15 protein-coding genes and 2 pseudogenes are annotated in these 19,913 nt (G+C 59.0%); 11 read left to right on the top strand and 6 right to left on the bottom strand.

What is annotated here, in order from left to right:
* Positions 1-383: 383 nt before the first annotated feature.
* The 4 genes from ACRAQ3_RS20390 to ACRAQ3_RS20405 form a co-directional block, all read right to left on the bottom strand.
* Positions 384-758, bottom strand: coding sequence for a helix-turn-helix domain-containing protein (locus ACRAQ3_RS20390; protein WP_432257103.1), 375 nt, complete (start codon positions 756-758; stop codon positions 384-386).
* Positions 759-857: 99 nt separating this feature from the next.
* Entirely contained in the window at positions 858-2,270 is a 1,413-nt protein-coding gene (locus ACRAQ3_RS20395) for a hypothetical protein (protein ID WP_432257104.1), read from the bottom strand.
* Positions 2,267-4,213 (bottom strand): hypothetical protein, encoded by a 1,947-nt coding sequence (locus ACRAQ3_RS20400; protein WP_432257105.1) that lies wholly within the window; start codon positions 4,211-4,213, stop codon positions 2,267-2,269. The genes ACRAQ3_RS20395 and ACRAQ3_RS20400 overlap by 4 nt, the downstream gene beginning before the upstream one ends.
* A 134-nt stretch (positions 4,214-4,347) precedes the next feature.
* The gene (locus ACRAQ3_RS20405) at positions 4,348-4,710 is read right to left on the bottom strand and encodes a hypothetical protein (protein ID WP_432257106.1); all 363 of its coding nucleotides are present in this window, start codon (positions 4,708-4,710) and stop codon (positions 4,348-4,350) included.
* A gap of 640 nt (positions 4,711-5,350) precedes the next feature.
* Between ACRAQ3_RS20405 and ACRAQ3_RS20410 the strand changes: the two genes are divergently transcribed.
* From ACRAQ3_RS20410 to ACRAQ3_RS20435, 6 genes are all read left to right on the top strand, one after another.
* Complete coding sequence (locus ACRAQ3_RS20410; protein ID WP_432257107.1) at positions 5,351-6,097, top strand: hypothetical protein; 747 nt, start codon at positions 5,351-5,353, stop codon at positions 6,095-6,097.
* 418 nt (positions 6,098-6,515) lie between these two features.
* Positions 6,516-6,779 (top strand): hypothetical protein, encoded by a 264-nt coding sequence (locus ACRAQ3_RS20415; RefSeq protein WP_432257108.1) that lies wholly within the window; start codon positions 6,516-6,518, stop codon positions 6,777-6,779.
* Positions 6,780-6,966: 187 nt separating this feature from the next.
* On the top strand, positions 6,967-8,934 hold the full coding sequence (locus tag ACRAQ3_RS20420; protein ID WP_432257109.1) for a hypothetical protein: 1,968 nt from the start codon (positions 6,967-6,969) through the stop codon (positions 8,932-8,934).
* A gap of 116 nt (positions 8,935-9,050) precedes the next feature.
* Complete coding sequence (locus ACRAQ3_RS20425) at positions 9,051-9,284, top strand: helix-turn-helix transcriptional regulator (protein ID WP_432257110.1); 234 nt, start codon at positions 9,051-9,053, stop codon at positions 9,282-9,284.
* The gene (locus ACRAQ3_RS20430) at positions 9,284-9,964 is read left to right on the top strand and encodes a HipA N-terminal domain-containing protein (protein WP_432257111.1); all 681 of its coding nucleotides are present in this window, start codon (positions 9,284-9,286) and stop codon (positions 9,962-9,964) included. Before ACRAQ3_RS20425 ends, ACRAQ3_RS20430 begins: the two co-directional genes overlap by 1 nt.
* A complete protein-coding gene (locus tag ACRAQ3_RS20435; RefSeq protein ID WP_432257112.1) occupies positions 9,945-10,163 on the top strand; it encodes a hypothetical protein in 219 nt (72 codons plus the stop codon). The genes ACRAQ3_RS20430 and ACRAQ3_RS20435 overlap by 20 nt, the downstream gene beginning before the upstream one ends.
* Before the next feature lie 90 nt (positions 10,164-10,253).
* Here the strand turns inward: ACRAQ3_RS20435 and ACRAQ3_RS20440 are convergent, their stop codons facing one another.
* Positions 10,254-10,655, bottom strand: a complete 402-nt coding sequence (locus ACRAQ3_RS20440) for a hypothetical protein (RefSeq protein ID WP_432257113.1) — start codon at positions 10,653-10,655, stop codon at positions 10,254-10,256.
* 470 nt (positions 10,656-11,125) lie between these two features.
* Positions 11,126-11,515 (bottom strand): annotated as a pseudogene (locus tag ACRAQ3_RS20445) (transposase); the annotation flags it as partial.
* A gap of 156 nt (positions 11,516-11,671) precedes the next feature.
* Between ACRAQ3_RS20445 and ACRAQ3_RS20450 the strand changes: the two are divergent.
* The 5 genes and pseudogenes from ACRAQ3_RS20450 to ACRAQ3_RS20470 form a co-directional block, all read left to right on the top strand.
* Positions 11,672-12,682 (top strand): annotated as a pseudogene (locus tag ACRAQ3_RS20450) (IS3 family transposase); the annotation flags it as partial.
* Positions 12,683-14,879: 2,197 nt separating this feature from the next.
* A complete protein-coding gene (locus ACRAQ3_RS20455) occupies positions 14,880-16,232 on the top strand; it encodes a hypothetical protein (RefSeq protein WP_432257114.1) in 1,353 nt (450 codons plus the stop codon).
* Positions 16,232-17,137: a hypothetical protein gene (locus tag ACRAQ3_RS20460; protein ID WP_432257115.1), complete on the top strand. Its 906-nt coding sequence runs from the start codon at positions 16,232-16,234 to the stop codon at positions 17,135-17,137. The genes ACRAQ3_RS20455 and ACRAQ3_RS20460 overlap by 1 nt, the downstream gene beginning before the upstream one ends.
* 68 nt (positions 17,138-17,205) lie before the next feature.
* The gene (locus ACRAQ3_RS20465; RefSeq protein WP_432257116.1) at positions 17,206-18,414 is read left to right on the top strand and encodes a hypothetical protein; all 1,209 of its coding nucleotides are present in this window, start codon (positions 17,206-17,208) and stop codon (positions 18,412-18,414) included.
* A 604-nt stretch (positions 18,415-19,018) separates the two neighbouring features.
* On the top strand, positions 19,019-19,906 hold the full coding sequence (locus tag ACRAQ3_RS20470; RefSeq protein ID WP_432257117.1) for a KpsF/GutQ family sugar-phosphate isomerase: 888 nt from the start codon (positions 19,019-19,021) through the stop codon (positions 19,904-19,906).
* Positions 19,907-19,913 lie beyond the last annotated feature (7 nt).

The raw sequence follows: 19,913 nt of genomic DNA on the forward strand, positions 1-19,913 counted from the left end.
CCGCCCGACGCCGAGGGGCGTGTGAAATGCCGTTCCATTCTGCCTGTCCGGAAAAAGGATCGCTACGTCTACTCGACGGATCATGGTGGCAGGGGTAGGGCAATCGGGATCGCCGATAGTGGCGGTGCGGAGTGAACCTCAGGTTGGTCCAGCACTCGCTCGCCACCTATACCAAAAGGGGTGTCCGCAGTTCGTGTTGGATCGGTAGGCGCCTCTGCCTCTGCGCGCCCGTTGTGCTGTCGGCCAACGGCGACTTGCTCGCCAGAGGACGGTGCAGGCTGGGCGGCCTGGCTCGCTCTGCCCCCAAGTATCGTGTCCGCAATACCGGTATGTAAGCGGCAATACCGCGTACATACCGACACATAGTCGGCCAACACGATCTGCTAACCCTCTCTACCAAAATACCATTTCAACCATTCCTCGGCATCGATCTCAGCGATGCGGACGCTGCCGAAGACGTTGCGGGTGGGCAGGCCCTGTTCGATCCAGCGCTCCACGGTCCGCACGCTGACGCGCTCCTTGGCCGCAAGACCACTCTTGCTCAGGAGGGGGGCCTTGTAGAAGGCGGCACGATCTCCCTTGGGGGTGGGCCCCTTCTCCACGGCCCAGAGATCGGGCCAGCGGCAGCGCCAGTCACGGTTTCTCTTTGCCCCCCGCAAATTGCCCAGCCGGAGGTGGTGCCGCACGGTGCGTGGCGAGAGGTCGAAATGCGCTGCGACCTCATCGGTCGTGAGCATATACTCGTGGGTCTGTTCCATGAGAAGCAGATTGGCCCCGCAAGAGCGGGACCAAAATTTCCAGCGTGGAAAAGTGTCCTGCACCGGACGAAACGCATGTCCGGATCGCCGGCGATCCGTTTATCCGGACACCCCTGCCCGAATGGCCATCCAATCCCGCTGCGCAACGGTATCGGAGCACAGCGCCCGGTAAGCCTCGCCCGCCTGCCGCGTGGCATGGCCCAGCAGCGACGAAACGATGTCCGGTGCCTTCGCGGGATCGTGCAGGCGCAGGTAGTCCGCCGCGAGGGTGCGCAGGTCGTGCAGCGGTATGCCAACCACCGCCTTGACCTTTTCGCTCGGCCATTTCGATGCGTAGGCGTCTGATGAGAATGTCAGCCAGTTCAGCCCCTGCAGCGCGTCATGGCGCTGCTGGACCTGTCGGCCTGGCCGATCCCCGAGGATGTGCAGGTCGAGCACCAGTCCAACCTCGGGCCAGAGCGTGCCGGCATCCTGCCAGTGACCGGTCTTGCCCTGCCGCCAGCGCAACTGCCAGTCGCCACAGGGGTCGCGCAGGAGCTCCTCCCCGATCTTCCAGGCCGCGACATCGCCGGTGCGGGCGGGCATATTGACCGCCACCGCGAGGATCGCCGCTGCCGCGCGCGCGATCTCCGCCTCCGATCGCCAAGCGGGCAAGGCGGCCGCGCGCTCGATTTCATGGGCGATGACGCGCAGGATCTCGGCGTAGCCGCCATTTTCGTAAAGCGCCTCGATCCGGCTGGTCTTGCGCTTGGGGGCCCGCCTGGCCTTGCGCTGCAGATGCGACCGCACCGCGCGCAGCCCCTTGAGGGCCGCCGGCTCCAGCCCGCCATGCAGGCCAAGGCTCACCAGCGCGCCGATATAGGCGGCCGCACTACGCGGACCGATGCCGGTCACCTCTTTGCCCTGCCCCGCGCGCGCCTTCGCGGCTTTGCCGCCGCGCTCCTGGAGGATTTCCGCCAGTTCCCAGGCGAGCAGCCAGCCGAGCCGCGGTGGGCAGGACAGATCCGACAGCATCTCGGCACATCTGTTGATCGAGGCGATGTGCCTGGCGATCGAACTGTCGGCGATCGGCGCCGCCCGCAAGCCCGGCAGCAAGGCAAGCCAGGCGTCAGGCCAATCGCGCGGCTGCGGTAGCTGCGACGTTGCACCCTGACGCTCTTTCCGCACCTGTGGTTGCCCCGCGGGATCCTGTTGGTGAGCCGCCCCCTTGCCACTGGGTCGCGCGCGGTAATGCGCCTGGCGCAGGGCCCGGCCCTCGGCGAGCCCGACCTCGGGCGCATGCCGCTCAAGCACACGCAGCAGCAGGCCCAGGGTGGACTCGCTACCGCAGGCCGCCTCGAAGCTCGCCCGCGTGGGCGCATCGAAAAGCTCGCCGCGCTCGTCCAGCACGGCAAAGAACCGCGCCACCACGCTGATCGCGCCGGCCGGCAGATCGGGACGTGCCGCGAGCAGTCGGTTCCTGATGTCCGCAGGAACGCCGGCAAGGCGCGCCCGGGCGATCTCGTCCTTCATCGACGATGCCTCCTGTTCAGTGTCTTGAAGAGATCGGGATGCGCCGCGAGCATCGCCGCGCGGCTCTGGCGCGCCGCCGCTTCGCCATTGTCGCGCCCGTAGTGCTGGCGGGCCGTGGCCTCCGTGTTTCCGAGGATAGCCGATACCCGCGCGTAGTCGCCCGGGTGCGCGGCCAGCGTCAGCAATGCCACGACATGACGCATGCGATGCGGGGTTTCGTGAACACCGAGCACCGCCGAGCTATCGCGCCACAGGTCGAGAAAGGAGCTTGGCGCATAGGCTCCACGCGGCAATGCCACCGGATCTCCTTTGTCGGGCTTCGGAAGGGCCGCGCCGGGGAAGAGATAGACGTTGTCCGGATCGAGATCCTGCAGGGCGATCATCCGCGGCCGCCATTGGTCGAGCCATTCGCGCAAAATCTCCGCGTCGGATCCGGTCACGTCGACGGTGACCTCACGGACGTTCTTCACCTCCCACGGGGCGTAGCGGAAGGTCAGCAGATCCTTCCGGGGCGAGACGCGCTTCAGGTTCGCATGCGCATCATTCTTGCTGGCGATGCGGGTATGGCGCAGGCAAGTGGGCCGCAGCGGTCGCGACATCTGCAGCGCATAAGCGGCCGCCCCGGCGAAACGACGCAGCGCGCTGATCTCCCCGTCACGATCCCCGGCCGACTGGGCCGCTTCGACATCCCGCCGTGCGGTCTCGGCGATGCGGCCGGGTGCATTGGCCCAGATGCCTGCGAGCGCCGGCTTCTGACGCAGCATCGCGGCGATCCGGTCGACCTCCATCAGGATCCCGGCCCCACCGCGATCCTTCTTGAGCTTGAGGCGCGGCATCTCGTAGTGCTGCTGGCCCAGGAACTTCAGGATCGCCACGGCGCGCGCGTCCTCGAGCCCGCGGCGCGCCAGCGTGGTCAGCGCCACGAGGCGAGCCTTCAGCGTCGTGGAGTCGAGGGGATCGCGCAGGTCAGGCGCGCCCTTGGAACGAGCGATCTGATCGCGGATTGCGGTCTCGATGGTGGTCCGCTCGAAGAGCTGACGCAGGTCGCACAGCTCATCAGTATCGCCCCCGGCATCTTCCCACGACCGCACCAGCCAGCTTGCCGCTTCGCGGTAGCGCGTGCGCGCCGCCGTGGGCTTGCCGAGCTCGCGGCTCTTGCCCTCGGCCATGGCATCGGCTTCGGCCATGACGGTTTCCGGATCCTCCCCGGCTTCGATCCGGGCGAGAAAGGCTTCGGCATGATCGCCTGCCCCTTTCAGGCAGGCCTCCGCCGCGGCCTCGAACGAGTCGCGGAACGGTTTTGGCAGCCCGGCCCAGTCCAGCTTGCGGGCCCGCGACGAGCCTGCCGGAGAGCCCAGGGGAAGGAGCGGCAAGAAGCCTCGCAGCGCGGGCAGCTCGTTGGTCAGCCGTTGCAGCTCCCCGAGGAACGCCACGGCCCGGCGCAGCCCCTTGCGTTTGCCCGCGCCCATCTCGGCACTGATCCGGTCGATCTCGCCCTGCGTCAGCGCTTCGGGCGCAAAACGGGCCCGGGCGCGTAGCACCCACAGGCTGCGGTGCTTTCCAGTGTTCCAGCGCGCGCCGGAGCCCGGTGGGCCTTCCTCTGCCGCGATGATCTCGATCAACGCGTTGTAACGCGCCCGCACGGCCGGGTCGGTGGACCCCGTGTGCGATCGAGCGCTGTGGTAGCGGCGCAGCAGCGCGCGCAGCCGCGAGTCCTCGCGCGCGCCGCTCGCGGCCATGTCCCGCGCCCGGCTGACCAGGGCATGGCCCTGCCCGGCGATGCAGCGTTCGAAATGGCCGAGATCGGCCGGGATGGTGCCGAGATCGGCGTCCAGGAGCCCCAGCCGGGCCGGCACGCGTAGCAGCGCACGGATGGCGTCCGACGCCTCCTCTTGAGCCACGGCCCAGGAGTGAACGTCGGTGAGGGTGTCTGTGGTGGTCATCGTCATCTCCATTGAAGCGAGGCCGCTGCGACCCCTCATTCGGGAGGGGGTCGCAGCGGCGATCGCGAAGGAGATGATCCCGCTCAGGGGCCTACCAAAATCTGGAGATAAATCAGTTTGGTAGCCGATGTGCTTCAGGCGGAGTAGTAACACAATAGGGGCGTTGACCCCCCGACGGCACTGCGTAGCCTCTCAATAATTCGCCGGTAAACCGGCCGGAGCTCCGAGAGGTCGTAGTCGTCCTCGCAGTCGCCGCAGATCCTTTCGAACGCCGCCTTCGATAGCGCCGCTTCCGCGTGCACCACATCCTCGCCATCAATACCCCACTGGTCGGCCACCTCGTCGATCATCCATGCTTCGACTAGGAAATCGGTAAAGGGCTCCTGGAAAGGAGGAGGGTCGAAGTTGAAGAAGCTGGTGGCGAACGCATGGTGCTTGCGCAGGCTCGCGATCTCGGTCTTTGCGCGACGTTTGACGAAGCCCATATCAAGGCCCATGGATCTATCCTTTCGTTTTCAGTCTCGTGATCGGGAAGAGGGTCCGCGATGGCGGATCTGTCGTCATGCCCCGCTGGCATGCGCCCGACCGGGTGGAACTCTCCCGGCAGGCGGGATCTGGGTTCAGGGCAGAAAGTCGGAAACAAACCACCTGAAATCAGGTGGGCATGCCCTGACGCCTCAAACGATTGGATCAAGAGAAAGGCCTGCGATCGTGGACCGTCCCGCCCTGCAGAACATTGCACCTACCGATCAGTTGACGGGTGTCACCCTTCTTGGCCGGTAGGTCTGGCTACAGCCAAAGACTTCTGCTGGCTTGCGAGGGAAAGGCTGAACCGCCTTCTTTGAAGAGAAAGCGGGGACGAGAAGTTTCTCCATCCCCCTCCGGCAAAACCATTTCAGGGGGTTCTTATCATTCCCCGTATTCCCCAACTTCAGGGCTGAAAAAGCGAATGAATGCGGACAGATGCGGGCCCCGAAGAGGACTTCTGGCAGGCCGTTGATGCTGGGAAACAGGCTCAAGAAGAGGCGCGGCAGGCGCGTGGCGGCATGCGGCCGCCTTCCAGAGGCAGCTGGCATTTTTGCACCTCCACAACTCGAACCCATCTCGCTCCCGGATTGAATTGAAGGAGAAAAAGCGGTGAGCAATGGGAAGTTCAGAATATCGGAGAGTGTCGCGGAGTTGACGAAGCAGCTTGTCCTGACAGTGCCAGCGCAGAAGCTGTTCTACGCGCTGATCCACGAACAGGACCAGGAGGAGAATGGCTGGCGAACCGGAGAGGACTGGATGGAGTTTGCGTGCCGCCCCTGCCATCGCCATGTGAGCCGGTTTCGCGCCCTTGGATGTGCGCCCCGCGCGGACAATTTGCGCTTCTTTCAGAACGCGGTGCCGGCGCTGGCCGAGGTGCCGGCGCTGTTCGAGCATATCGAGTTGTGCCCACGTCGCAGGACTGTGTCGTGGTGCTTCGGCCTTCGGATGCATGCGCTGATGTCGGACATGAATGTCTACGGGCTGATGACTCTCTCGGATATCACCCTGCTGTCGCGGGACCTCGATCTCGCCCTGCTGGCGCAGATCACGCTGCACCGGAAGAAGAAATGGCCTGAGTTCATCCTGTTCCAACCGAACCCCGGTTTCGAGGAGTTCGAGGGTCAGAGGTGCCCACCGCAGATCGATCTGCGCGCGACCCGGGCGCGTCTCGAACCGGCCTTGAGCAAATGGGCCAGGCACACGGGCTATAAGTTCATCATCGGCTACGAGGAGGATCGAGGCACGCAGGCCTATCGTCAGGCCCGGATCCGGTTTCGCACAGACAACACGCTCTGGTCGCAGGATGAGTTCAAAAAATTCCATCCAAACACCAAGGTCATCATGATCGATGCATGAGCTCGGTCTGCAGGCCTCTCGTCCAAGGCCGGGGACAAGCACCCGAGCAAGTCGCTGCAGGCCGGTATCGTTGGCCCTGTATGGAAGGTCTTGTTGCAGGGTGGTGTCACCGGATCGCCCATGCGCACGGGTCTTCCGAAGGCTCCAATCTGGTCAGGAAGCCGACGGGGGCCTCCTGAACCTGCTGGTGTAAGCCCGTGTCACCTGGAGGGTCTGCCCAGCCGCTGGCGCCGCCTGACTGACCGTCCAGCCCCCCTCATGCGTAGCCCCCTTGAGCAACCCGGGAGACGTAGGACGCCACTGCCCCGCCGCGATCTTCCCGCAGCAGGTCCGCGGCGGTCCGGCCGCCGAAGGACGGAAGGGGCTGTGACGAAGCCCAGGCATAGGCCCCGTGGAGTGAGCCGGCCCAGGGGGCGACTTGCGCAAGGATTTCGATCAGATCCCTGAGCCGGCGCTGCGTATCCGGCCGGGATGGCTCGCACAGCGCTTCCTCCGGCAGGTCAAGAGCGAGCGCGAGTTCGGCCCGGCTCAGGCGGAGCGCATCGAGAAGGTCATCGATGGCGATCCTGCCATCGGGCCGTATCAGCTCCTGCGCGGTCGGGAACGGAGGGAACGGGTCAGCCATGCCGAGAAGCATAGGCTCCTTTCGCGGCAAGCACAGCCATCCGCAGAAATCAGCTGATACCTTCCGTCTTTGCCGAGCATGGTCCCGGCAGGACGGCAGACCACACGACATAGAATGCGGTTGCAAAAAATTTTGCCCCCAGTTTTTATAGCATTGAAAAATAAGGTTTAATTGGAAACAAACCCGCTTCTGGGCTTGGGTCCTCGGATCGATTTCCCTCTCACATCAACGAGGGACACGATCCATGACCATCAACACCAAGGCCGCCGGCACCCGTCACGTTTCCGCCGCCGCTGAGTTCAGCCAGTTTTACACCAACAGGCAGCTCGCGGCAGCAATCGTGAAGCAGGTCAAGACGTGCTACGCCGCCCACCCTTTCGATACCTTCATTGAACCCTCCGCAGGCGAGGGTGCCTTTTCGGGTTCTCTCGGACCCGACTGCATCGTCCTCGACCTCGATCCGAAGGCGCCGGGCATCGTGAAAGCCGACTTCCTGCACTGGTGGCCCACGGCTTCCTTGGGTCGCACCGCGATCATCGGCAACCCGCCCTTCCGCAACAATGCGGCACTCGCCTTCCTGAACCATGCAGCCCATCTCGCCGACGTGGTCGCGTTCATCCTGCCGGCGTCGTTCAGCAAAATGACCATGCAGAACCGCGTCGACGCGCGTCTCCACCTCGTGCACGAAGAGGAGGTGCCGCAAGATGCCTTCATCTTCGAGGGCAAGACCGTTGATGTCCCTTGCGTGCTGCAGATCTGGGAACGCCGCTCGGAACCGCGTCAGCTGCACACGCTCGAGACCACGCATCCGCATTTCGAACGCTGCCGCCAGGCCGAAGCGGACGTCGTGATCCGGCGCGTGGGTGCGCATGCCGGTCAGCTGAAGCCGCTCGAGACGCAATGGAGCGCCCAGTCCAACATCTTCCTGCGGGCCACCGGCTGCAGCCCCGAAGAGCTGAAGGCCCGGTTCGCGCGGCTCGACATGGCGGGGCATGCCCGCAACGGCGTCGGCGGTGGCTCGATCAACATGAGCGAGATCGTTGATCTCTACGCGGCAGCCCTGGCGGAGGAAGCCCGGACCGTGGCCGCCGCCCCCGCTGCCTCGATGCCGCGGCAAAGCGCTCAGGCGGTGCCCGTCGCCCCTGAAGCCCTGCCGATCGAGCACGCTGACAGGACCGCGCAGCGGGCAGCGCTCGGCGAGCCAGCACATTGCGAGACCAGGGGCGGCCCCGCGGCGGTTGCGGTGAAGTCCGACAGGCTCAAAGCCGATACCCCCGTGCTGTCCGGCCAGGTGGTCATCGACGACATCTCGGGAGGTGCACCGGCTCGGGAAGCCATCGCGCGTTTCAATGCAGCTGCGGTGGAGGCACAGCTCATCACGATCAAGGTGCCGCTGAGCTTCCGGAAGACGAGCATGCAGAACCAGCTTGATCCCGCCTTCCACCTTGTCAACGACATCGACGCCACGGTGCAGGTGTCGGGATCCAACGGCCGGCCGTACGAGCGGCGGTGCGCGATCCAAACCTGGGAGCGGCGCGCCACGCCCCGGTCCCGGCCCGCGCGGGAAATGCGGCATCCTGACTTCGAGTTCTGCGACCGGGCTGAGGCCGACTTCGCGATCCAGCGCGTTGGCACCAATGCCGGACGCCTGAAAACGCTGGAAGAGGCCGGCAGCACGCAGTCGCATCTGTTCGTGCGTGCCGTCACCTGCGGCGCAGCCGAACTTCTGGCACGCTTCGAAATGATCGACTTCGATGGGGTGCGGCGCAATACGGCAGCGATGCCTTCGGTCGCAAAGACGGAAATCGTCGCGCTTTACGAGGCCGTCCGGCGCCTTGCCGCTACGGCGGCGGACCAGAGCGCGGCCGATCCCTCCCCGGTTCAGCCCGGCAATCCCGGGGGTCCCGTGGGCTTGGTGGCGGCTGCATCGCAGCGGATGAGGTCGGACCGTGCAGCACTGCGGTCCCTCACGCATCTCACCACGGTCAACCGCCCGGACACCCGGACCCGGTGCGATGCTCGACCGGAGGCTTTCGCTGCTTCGGAGGAGCAGGACGCGATCTACGGGGGGCGGCGTGAGGTTCGAGTGTTGGAGGGCATGGCCGTTCTCCGACCGCATTGGAACGCCGGGTCTGGTGAGTGTCGCACTTGGCGCGCTTCGACCGCCTTTCCAAAGGATCGATCTTCAGGACATGTTTGGTATAAATTATAAATTCTACATGGCTGTAGTATAACGACTATGCTACAGAGATGGCATAAAAGTCAGATGCTACAAGCATGGCATACGAGGCAGGTGTGGACACAAGCATATTCCGGGACGTGAAAGCCTTGGGTCAACAGCTCCGTCAAGCGCGCAAGGCGAAGGGCTGGTCGCAAGGCGATCTGGCTGAGCGGGCGGGCACGGACCCACGCCAGATCTCGCGGATCGAGACGGCTGCCCATGAGCCGAAGCTGAGCCTCCTGCTCGCCGTGGTGGCGGCGCTCGAGATGGACCTGAGCCTCGTGCCCCGACAGGGCGCCTCTCCTCAGACGGCGCGCGCGAAGCCCGAGGACATCTTCTGATGGGGCGCAGATCGCTCACCCGCACGCTCGACGTCTATCTCAACGGGCGGCTTGCAGGATATTACGGTTATCGCCCCTCCGCCGGCGCAAGCTTTCGCTACGACGAGGCCTGGCTCGGATGGCAGTTCCGCTTTCCGATCTCGCGCGCCTTGCCCCTGATGTCGTCGACCCAGACTGGAGATCACGTGGACGCGGTCTTCGAGAACCTGCTTCCCGATGTGCCCGAGCTGCGACGGGCGATCGCCGAGCGCACGGAGGCGCGCAGCGATCGCCCCCATGACCTCCTTGCCGCGATCGGCCAGGACTGCGTGGGGGCGATGCAATTCCTGTCCCATGGAGTGGCGCCCGCCGATCCGTTCCGGATCGAGGGTACGCCGCAATCCGAGGCCCAGATCGCACAGACGCTCAGATCGCTCAGCACGACGCCGCTCGGCATCAACCCGGATGAGCCCTTCCGGATCTCGCTCGCGGGCGCGCAGGAAAAGACGGCCTATCTCAGGCATGACGGTGTCTGGCTAAGGCCGACCGGGCTGACACCGACGACGCATATCTGCAAGAGACCCATGGGCGTGGTCGGCGGCGGTCTCGACCTCACCCGCAGTGTCGAGAACGAGTTCTTCTGCCTGCTGCTGGCGCGGTCACTATCGCCTGGACCAGATCGTGCCACGCCATTTCGATGAGACGGCACAGAAGGCCGGCGTGCCCAGGGAGGCGCGACGGCGCGCATTCGGAGACCTCGCAGCGGCGGCGCCCGAGGCGCTCCGCAGCGCCCCCGAACAGCTGCCCGAGACATTTCCAGCGGAGATCGCAGAGCAGATCCTGGCCTATGCCACGGATCGCCTGCGGCTGTTGAAGGGCTATGCCGATAGCCTGGAGTAGGTCCGGCACGAATGCGGCGAAACCGGAGGTATCTTCCTCCGGTTTCAGATGGCCACCTGACGCCGAGGGGCGGGGCCGACCGGGTCAGGGTTAGAACGCGCGCGCGGCCTCGCGTTCGGCCGTCAGGCGGTCGGCGTAGCGCTCATGGCAGTCACAAAAGTGCTTGTAGGCCTCCGCCACGCGACGCAGTTCATCGAGGCGAGGCTCCCAGAGCAGATTGTCATACCGCGTATCCTCCTGCATCGCGCGGTCACCGTAGCCTGCACGCTCCGTGTTGAGCACGCGACGCAGCGCCTCGCCCATGGCCGTCACGCCGTCGAGATCGGTCCCCTTGAGCAGCCGACCCGCCTCGAGCTGGTTGAGTGTGATGGTCCAGGAGGGGCGTGTGACCCTGTGGTCTTCGATTCCGGCATCGTGCCAGAGACGCGCGAAGGCGCGGCCGCTGCGGATGGCGTGAAAGGCGAGGTCTTCAAGGAAGTTGGAGGTCGTCATGGGTCAGGTCCTTGTCTTGAAAAAGATCGAAGGTCCCGAGGTCGACGGCTTTGCAACCGCGTGCCGCTCTCCAGCGGATCAAACCAGGCGAAGCAGAGCATATTCCGCTGTTCGCCTCGGGCCTTCGTCAGGACAGGCCTGAGACGAACGGGGGAATATGAGCGGGCGCAATGAGTTCGGGGGCATTTCTCGAGCAGCGCGGCGACCTGCACATGCGCGCAATCACGAGATCGTCGCGAGCGCGTGCCACGTGCCCCAGCCGGACAGCCGTGGCGGGACCGTCGAACCTCCCGACTCTGAATCGTCGACCCTGGCGAAGCAGGTCTGCGGTGGACGTTCTCCGGTCTTCCCTTGCCTCCAACGAGAGAAAAGGAGGATGTCTACGTCGTCCGCAGCAAGGCCACCAGATCGTGTCCCACGACGTGGTGTAGCTCTTGGCTGGCCTGACGGGTTTCGGCGGGCCGAGCTGATCAGTCCGTCTGCGTGGCAGGCAGGCTGACGATGGGATCGTCGCAGACCGGCGCGAGCGTTTCCAGCGTCATATAGCGGGAGCGCTGCACGGCCCATTCCTCGGTTTGCTCCATTAGGATTGCTCCCACCAGTCGACGGATGGCGGCCTCATTGGGGAAGATACCGACGACGTCGGTGCGCCGTTTGATTTCACCGTTCAGGCGCTTAATTGGGTTCATCGAGTGCAGCTTTGCCCGGTGCTGCTGGGGAAAGGTCATGTAGGCGAGGACATCCTCCTCGGCCCCGTCCATGAGAGCTGCCAGCTTCGGCAGCTTGCCCCGCATCTGATCGGCCACGAGGCGCCATTGCGTTCTGGCGATACCAAGGTCGACCGACGCACGCGCCGCCGCAGCACAACAGCGCCATCGGCGTCCATCCCGGCAATGCTGCAGAGCGTCTTGCCCAGATCAATTCCAAGAGTAACGATCGTCATGGTCCGCTCCTTTCCCTCAAACATGCACCAGCATCTTAGCCGATGCGCTCCGAGAGGGGCGGGCCATCCCATAAAGCATGCCCGGGGATGGGGGAGACGAGGCATGAGATATCCCGCTTCCGAGAAGCTCGAGATCATCCGGCAGGTGGAACGCTCGCACCTGCCGGCGAAGCGGACCCTCGACATGCTCGGCGTGCCGCGCACGAGCTTCTACCGCTGGTATGATCGCTATCTGTCGCTGGGCCCCGCCGGGCTCGAAGACCGGCCCTCGCGACCGAGCCGGGTCTGGAACCGAATTCCCGACAAGGTGCGCGAGCAGATCGTCGATCTGGCCCTCGAGCAGCCCGATCTGTCGCCCCGGGAGCTCGCCGCCCGCTTCACCGACACCCGGCGCTACTTCGTGTCAGAAGCCAGCGTCTACGGGGTTCTGAAGGCCCACGACCTGATCACCAGCCCGGCCTTCGTGGTGATCAAGGCGGCGAACGAGTTCCACGAGAAGACAACCCGGCCCAACCAGCTCTGGCAGACCGACTTCACCTATCTGAAGGTCGTCGGCTAGGGCTGGTTCTACCTCTCGACCATCCTCGACGACTACAGCCGCTACGTCGCCGCCTGGCGGCTCTGCACGACGATGAAGGCGGCGGATGTGACCGCGACGCTGGAAGATGCCCTGGCCGCCTCGGGCTGCGACCGGGCCACCGTCGCCCACCGGCCCCGGCTGCTCAGCGACAATGGCAGCAGCTACATCTCCGGGGAGCTGGCCGGGTGGCTCGGTGACAAGGGCATGGACCATGTGCGCGGCGCCCCGAACCACCCCCAGACCCAGGGCAAGATCGAGCGCTGGCACCAGACCCTGAAGAACCGCATCCTGCTCGAGAACTACTACCTGCCCGGAGCGCTCGAGGAGGCCGTGGCGGCCTTCATCGACCACTACAACCATCACCGCTACCACCAGAGCCTCGGCAATCTCGCACCTGCCGACGTCTATCTCGGCAGGGCCGAAACCATCCTCAATCAGCGAAAGGAAATCAAAGGCAGGACGATCGAAAAGCGCCACTCGCTGCATCGCCAGACGGCGGCATGAACCGAAACCCGAACGAGCCAGACCCTCCGGTCAACATCAGGCCATCGTGTCCCAAATCATCTCACGACGGACGAAGAACAGGGTTGTATGGATGTAACATATCTTATATCGAAGCCCTGATTGGTTCGCTCCAATCACCACACAAACGACTAATTTTACAGACTTTTTCAAGAGAGTGGTGAGGGGCTATAGGATTTCGTAAGCGGTGTCTCGAAACCTCGCGAATTTCGGAGCCGTGATGAAGCCTCGCACTAAAGAGCAGGACCAGCCTTTGCGGCTCCACCTGACCGACTTGATCAATCTTCAGAATGAGCAAGCAACGTTCGCAGAGCTGATCCATGCAGAATTCTTCAAGCGTAAATGGGCCGGGTCCTTTATATCTTCAGTCGGGCATCCAGCGACACTGTACTGGGCTTATCTTCTTACCTCCAGCACGTCTACCGGCTTTCAGACGAAGCCATGATTAAAGATTGGTCGAGAACCCGTATTATCAGAAATTCTGCAGCAGGACGTTCTTCTAGTACGGTCTGCCGATTAACCCTCCTCGCCTACCGCTCCCGCAAGCGCAGAGGGAGTGAATGCGTGAAACAGCTGTTAATGAAGATCAGTGAAGCAGATCACGCTTCAGGCACGGTAGCGTATAAAAGCTTGGGCGAGTGTCTATCGACACGAATGCTCCACCGACCCAAGGTTTCCTGAGACACCGCCGAAGAATAATTTTGGGTTCTGACGAAGTGAAAAATGAAGGAGGATTGGACGGTAAGCGCCTCGGGCGCGGAGAAATCGAATCTCGCAACGACCGAAGCGCCGGGCCACAATCTTCGCCAACCACTGCACCTTCGAGCCTTTTTAAACTCATACGTTCGGCACAGCCATGGCCTCGAGGCAATTAAAGAGCCGATCAGTCATCTACTATAAAGCGCACGAGAAGCTCCATGGATAACTCAGAAATATCGAAAGAATCTTAACGGAGATCCGCGTAAAGAACCAGGCTGGCGGCATGACGATGATACGATAACTGCATTAATTGCCCTATCGCCCAAATTGCGATAACAGCTCCCCAAGCGGCCAACTCAGACTTAGAGAAAACATTCGCACAGACTATCTCCGGGGGTAAAGAGAAGTAAATATGAGAGTTCTTTTTCTAGTGTGGAGCTCGTATCCACAAGACAAGATATACGCCGACCCTTCAGTGTTCTACCGCTGCTTCCACCCGGCAGAAGCTCTGCGACGTCGAGGTATTACAACTACTGTAATACACTACCAAAACGCGAAACTAGAAAACCTTACAGAGTACGACTATACAATATTCTTTCGGCCGCAATTCTCAGACTCTTTTTTAAAACTATATGACGCGGCCGACAAGCTAAATTTGCCCTGCATAGCTTCTTACGACGATCTATTCTTCGACATTGAAATGTTACGGCAATCGAACTTCCGCGGACTAAATGCCCCCCAACACAAGATCCTCGCATCAAGGCCATACAATTACGCTCAGGCGATGTACTTCTTCGATACATTTATATCGTCAACCGACGTACTATCGGAAAGAATTGAGAAAGCTCTACCGCAGAGCAAAGTACATATTATGTATAACTCAGTATCCGAAGAAATGTTCTCACTAGCAAAGCTAAGCACGGAAACAATAGATCGTGTTCCTCGACGCATAGGTTATTTCGCCGGAGGCGCAAGCCACGGGCCCGACCTGCTTGCTATCGCCCCTCAGCTAGCACGAGCTCTAAAAGATAGTAATGCCGAGTTTTTTTGCGTAGAGACCATAAATGTGCCCAAAGTATTACGAGAAACAGGGCGAGTAGTTACGACTCCGCGAATGAGCTACGCGGAAATGATAATGGCCTATGCCACATGCTCAACAACTATTGCGCCCCTCCACGTCAACCCATTCACAGAATCGAAATCGGGGATAAAATACCTAGAAGCCGCGCTGGTAGGCGCAAGTACTGCCGCAACTCCCATCCCTGACATCATGCGAATCGCCGATAAACGACTAATTCCAGTCGAAAACTGGGATGAATGGCACAAGGCAATAATACAAGCCGTAAATCTTCCTACATCAAAAGAGATAACTGAGCAGCAGCAATCCCGAATAAGAGAAAGCTACTCGAGTACAGTTGAAGCGGACAAACTGACGTCCTTTCTAAGCCGAATTTAAACAAAGATCGCACATGAGGCGAGAATGAAAATTCTATTCTACGTAGAGCCGCATGGAATACGAGATTCCTTCACGGCTCACAAAATGCCCTACAACAGATTCCGTGATATAGCGAGGGAGATAAACTTCTCCGGCAAGCCGCAATTCGATGAAGTCGAAGCTAGGGTATTCTCAAACCACTTTGTATCAACTGCGGACTTTGATGCGAACTACAGCGATTGGCCGTTTATACTACAGCCAACCACTGATGAACAAACCATGATAGAGTCGCAAGCTCGTCTTTGGATGGGGGAGGGTCTAAATGACTGGATCTCCCTAATGACCGACCCAGAGGCGACCATAACTAAATCGTACGTCTCGCTACTGGAGAGGATAAAAAGAGAGGAGTACAATTACGACGTGATCGTTTGCTGGGGAGAGAGCATGCCCGCTCGCGAAGCTGCCCGAAAGCTTGGCGCGAAGATCGTATTTTTTGAACTAGCCAGTATGCGAGCACCATTTCTCAACTCGGTACTTATCGATCCAGTGGGCGTCAATGGCATGGCTAGCGTTGCGCATATGGATATATCACATATAAAAAGCATACTTAGCCCATTACCGCTACGGCTTCTACCGCTGCTGCAAAATGAGGAATTTGCAAGAGGAGTTCAAAATACCGTTCTACCTAACGCTCTATTTCATCCACTGAGCCAAAACGTTCGTGCGTTTCTAGATCGCCCTGGGAGGAAAGCATTTGTACCGTTGCAGCTTGCTGACGATGCAAACCAACTTCTATACTCGAAATACAGGACGGTTGAAGAGTTTGCGAGTGCCGCCATTGAACCCCTCCTTCGCGCCGGGTTCGGAGTAATAATAAAACCACACCCTCATGCAAAAATGCGAGGGGGGTTTGTGATGCGTGAGCAGAAGAAGATCCTTCAGAAGTATATGAAGTATTCAGAGGTATTGGTCCTTTCAGAAGATGATGGGCAAGAAGAGTATCTGCCGATGCTGAAGGCTGTTGACTTGGTAGTTACCAACAATAGCAGTGCTGGATTTGAGGCGCTTATGCTAGAAACTCCAGTCGTCGTAATGGGCCAGGCGTGCTACGCACCGCAGTCCGGGCTGCCAACTATTTCCGAAGCAATAAGATGCTTTGTAGACCAAGAACTCGATCAGGCATTCCTCGAAAACCGTAGGTATATTGCAAGCTATATGCTAGCATGTGCCTTTCCGCTAGCGCGCAGGCTGGGAGAGGAACTCGTCAAGCGACTCCAGCTCTGGAACCAATTTAGCGACCCGTCCGGCCTGGAATGGCTCGACTCAATGATGGAAACTTGCGCTTGGGATACCTGGCACAATAAGGACTTCCTGCGCAAATCTACGGCAATTGCATAATGATTGACCTCAGATCACTAGCAGCTTTTGAAGCTGCCGCAGCTAAAAACTCCCCAATTGATTTTGACACAAAGAATATATCCATTCCTGGGTCAGAACACTTCCTTCCTATTGCCGCAAACAACGGCCTGCGGTTTCATGTTGATTCGTGTAGATACATCGGCGGCAAATTTAGCTGCAGCGGCTGGGCTCTTTCTCCCTTAACGGGAGAACCATTAAAGCGTATTTTTGCCCTGTTGGACAACAGGATAATCGGAATGGCGGCGCCAAAACTGCGGGTTGACGTGCGGCAAAGCCTCCAAGCAGTGTATGATAATCTCGGCTATACAATTAATAACCAGGTCAATCGAACCATTTTCAATGGCGAAATAGTGAAGCTACTGGCCATTACGAATCACGGCGCAACAGCAATCGATGCAGAATGTCGATCCGAGAACAAGACGAATATTGTATACCCATCAAGAATTGAGTTTGATGAATATCGCATCATACTTTCAAATGCCAAACGCGAAACACACACTCGCTTTAAGGTAGACAATAATATTAGGCACCATGTGGATGAGATAAGTATCAGTAGTAGCGATGTTTCTGTATCCGGCTGGGCTGTGTTGCCGTCAAACACGAAGGCTAACTTAAACGTTTCTCTCGTTTATGAGGACAATGTATTTAGCCCTCCGGAGTTATTTTTGCATCCCCGCCGAGATGTAGCCTCCAAGATTGGCATGCCTCCGGTTGGGATAAATGCTGGCTTCATTTTGCGATTCAGCTCGGGTGATATTAAAAACCTAGACCCTACAAAACTAAAATTACTGATTGCTTCTGACGATGAAATCAATGCTGTCGCAAACATTGTAGATATTGTGCCTTCAATCAGCACTGCCCGCCACCTTTACTCCCCACTCTAATGAGGTGCTCCTTATAGATATTGCCCGACGCGACCGTGTGAACTTAAATAGCGAGAATGACTCCCGCCATGAGAAAGACCATTATTGCTGGCCCCTCACATATTCAGAGGTGGAAGTCAAACATCGCAAAGGGAGCATTGCCGCACGCTGATGCCGAGGTCGTGATGGTGGGGTTTGGCGGAGCACCAATGTGGTCTGCTTCCATTAGAAATGAAGTTTGCAGGTCCTTTGAGCCGGGCAACTCAGATATCTACCTGTTGATAGGAGATTATCGCTTTGGAAATTCCATTTTTGATGACCCCAGCCAGAATGGGAGCGACACATTTGTGGATGGGCATTCGTCAATTAGGAGAGATCTAATAAACACAAATAGCGACAGGCTCCTAGCGCTAAAGGTCGAAGAAGCGCTTGACTATTATGTCGCCACCTTCGGGGAGTCCGTAAAATTAATCTACTGGGATATGGTTGGGCGCCGCGCAATTGACATGCTTCAAGGTCGATATGTTATCGCAGGAGAGTACAATCACCCCTCGTGGGGCAAGTCCTTTCCCGGTAAATTTCGAAAGAGTAATGTCGTGGAGATGCGCGACCTCTTTGACTATCCGCTAGGTGAGATTTCTAGGCTATATCTTGATGATAGCCTGCACCCGACCCACGTTGGCTACAACTTTCTTTCAAATATTATTTTTAATGGCATGGGGGTATCTAAGGCCTTTGATGTTGCTCGGCAATCGACATTAGACATGTACATGAAGGAGTTTAGCAGGTTCTCTCTCGGTGGTTCACTTTTAATTTCCGGGAACTCTGTTTGGGTTGATACCCTTAGAAGAGTTCTAGGTATTTCTGGAATTAAGGCGTTTGAAAGCGCAGGAATTTTCATCAGGCCTACGGGCTTCGCCAATGGAAGACCCATCACCCAGGACTTCAAACCTTACTACTTCGATTATGTTCTTGTCGTGTCTTTTGAAGAAGACATTGGTAGCTTTTCCAGTAACAATCCTTACTTCAAGAACAATGTGATGTCCTCACCCATCAGTCCGAAGGTGGCGTATATTCCTTGGGAGCCTAGCATATCCCAGATGTTTGGGAATGGGACTTTCACAAGCCCGCGTGCCGTTTCCTCGCTATCAGCGATGAGCGAGCCTCGTGCGCACTGGTGTCGAGGCTTGGAAGATTATGAGATGCGGGACCTCATAGAGATTGGCTTGCGAGGCGAACCTAATTGGAACGGCATAAAGGCTGTGGTCGAGGTAGGAGTATCACAGTTCTCCGCCTGATGGAGATTCTTCATCACTACTTGATCGATTATCTTCTATCTTTACCCCCTCAAGAACCTCTTCTTTCGTTCAATTGCCGCCCCCCCCTTAGACTTCATGTTGATTTGAATGGCTCAACTTTTATTGGTTTTCTTTGCCTTCCATACTTCGATTGCTATTCGTGGAGAGAAGGTGACATTACGGGGTGTCACTTTTATCTTAGTAGATCGAAGCTCGGACATCGCGGTTGATCGGCCGGGGCCCTTTTTATCGCCTGCTCTAGGTTTCTGGTATCAGCCCTGTAACCTTGTGAGGCTCTGCCCACTGATTGACGGCTACCGCCAAGATGCGATGAAGCCTGCTACCAATGTGAAGCCCTTCGCAAGTCGTCATGAATACTGCGCGGCGGCATATCATTTAATCATCTAACTCTATGCCTCGGAGCTAGTTGCCATGCCAAGCATAGGCGTGTAACCAGTTTAAGCCCCCTATAAGTTCGAACGGGGCGTGAGCAAATCGTTGATGCCTTGGAGTTGTTGCCTTGAAGGATCTTAAATGTAGCATCCGGTCGTCTATGGATATCGGGCGGAATGTTCTTAGAACGGAAGCCGAGGCAATACTCTTCATGGCTGACAATATGCCTGAAGATTTTGAAGATGTTGTTGATATAATATCTAAGTCTGATGGTCGAGTTATCGTATCTGGCGTTGGTAAATCCGGTCATATTGGCCGCAAGATCTCAGCTACGCTGTCTTCTACCGGAACACCTTCGTATTTTGTGCATGCTACCGAGGCTAGTCACGGCGATCTTGGGATGATCGCTCGAAACGACATGTGTCTCTTGATATCTAATAGTGGGGAAACAGTTGAGTTACGCGATATCGTCGCTCATACCCGTCGCTTTTCAGTGCCTATGGTGGCAATATCCTCTCGACCTACGAGTACGCTTATGAAGGCCGCAGATTATCGATTGACTCTTCCGGCCTTTCCTGAAGCTTGCTCTATTGGCATGGCTCCAACTACCTCGACTACTTTGACGTTGGCGCTCGGCGACGCCCTTGCCGTTTCTCTTATGGAGCAGCGTGGTTTCCGGCCCGAGAACTTTCGCGTTTTTCACCCAGGTGGGCGGCTTGGGGCCCAAATGGCGACGGTTGGCCAATTGATGCACGGTGGCACTGAGGTGCCACTGGTCGATGTCGGGACGTCAATGAGCGAGACGCTCTTAGTGATGACATCAAAGGGCTTCGGTATTGCCGGAGTTGTTTGTGATGGGAAGTTGATTGGCGTAGTGTCCGACGGAGACCTCCGGCGTAATATGACGACGCTGATGGCACAGCAAGCTGGCGAGGTCGCTAACATCAATCCCAGCACAGTCCCGGCCGATACTTTGGCGGCTACGGCCTTGTCCTTGATGAACGAGCGTAAAATCTCCGCTCTCATGGTGATCGACGCGGAGGCACGCCCCATCGGTGTGCTACATATCCATGACTGCCTGCGCGCAGGGGTCGCCTGAGACTGAG

The sequence above is a fragment of the Limimaricola sp. AA108-03 genome (assembly GCF_050847355.1).
Lineage (GTDB): Bacteria > Pseudomonadota > Alphaproteobacteria > Rhodobacterales > Rhodobacteraceae > Limimaricola.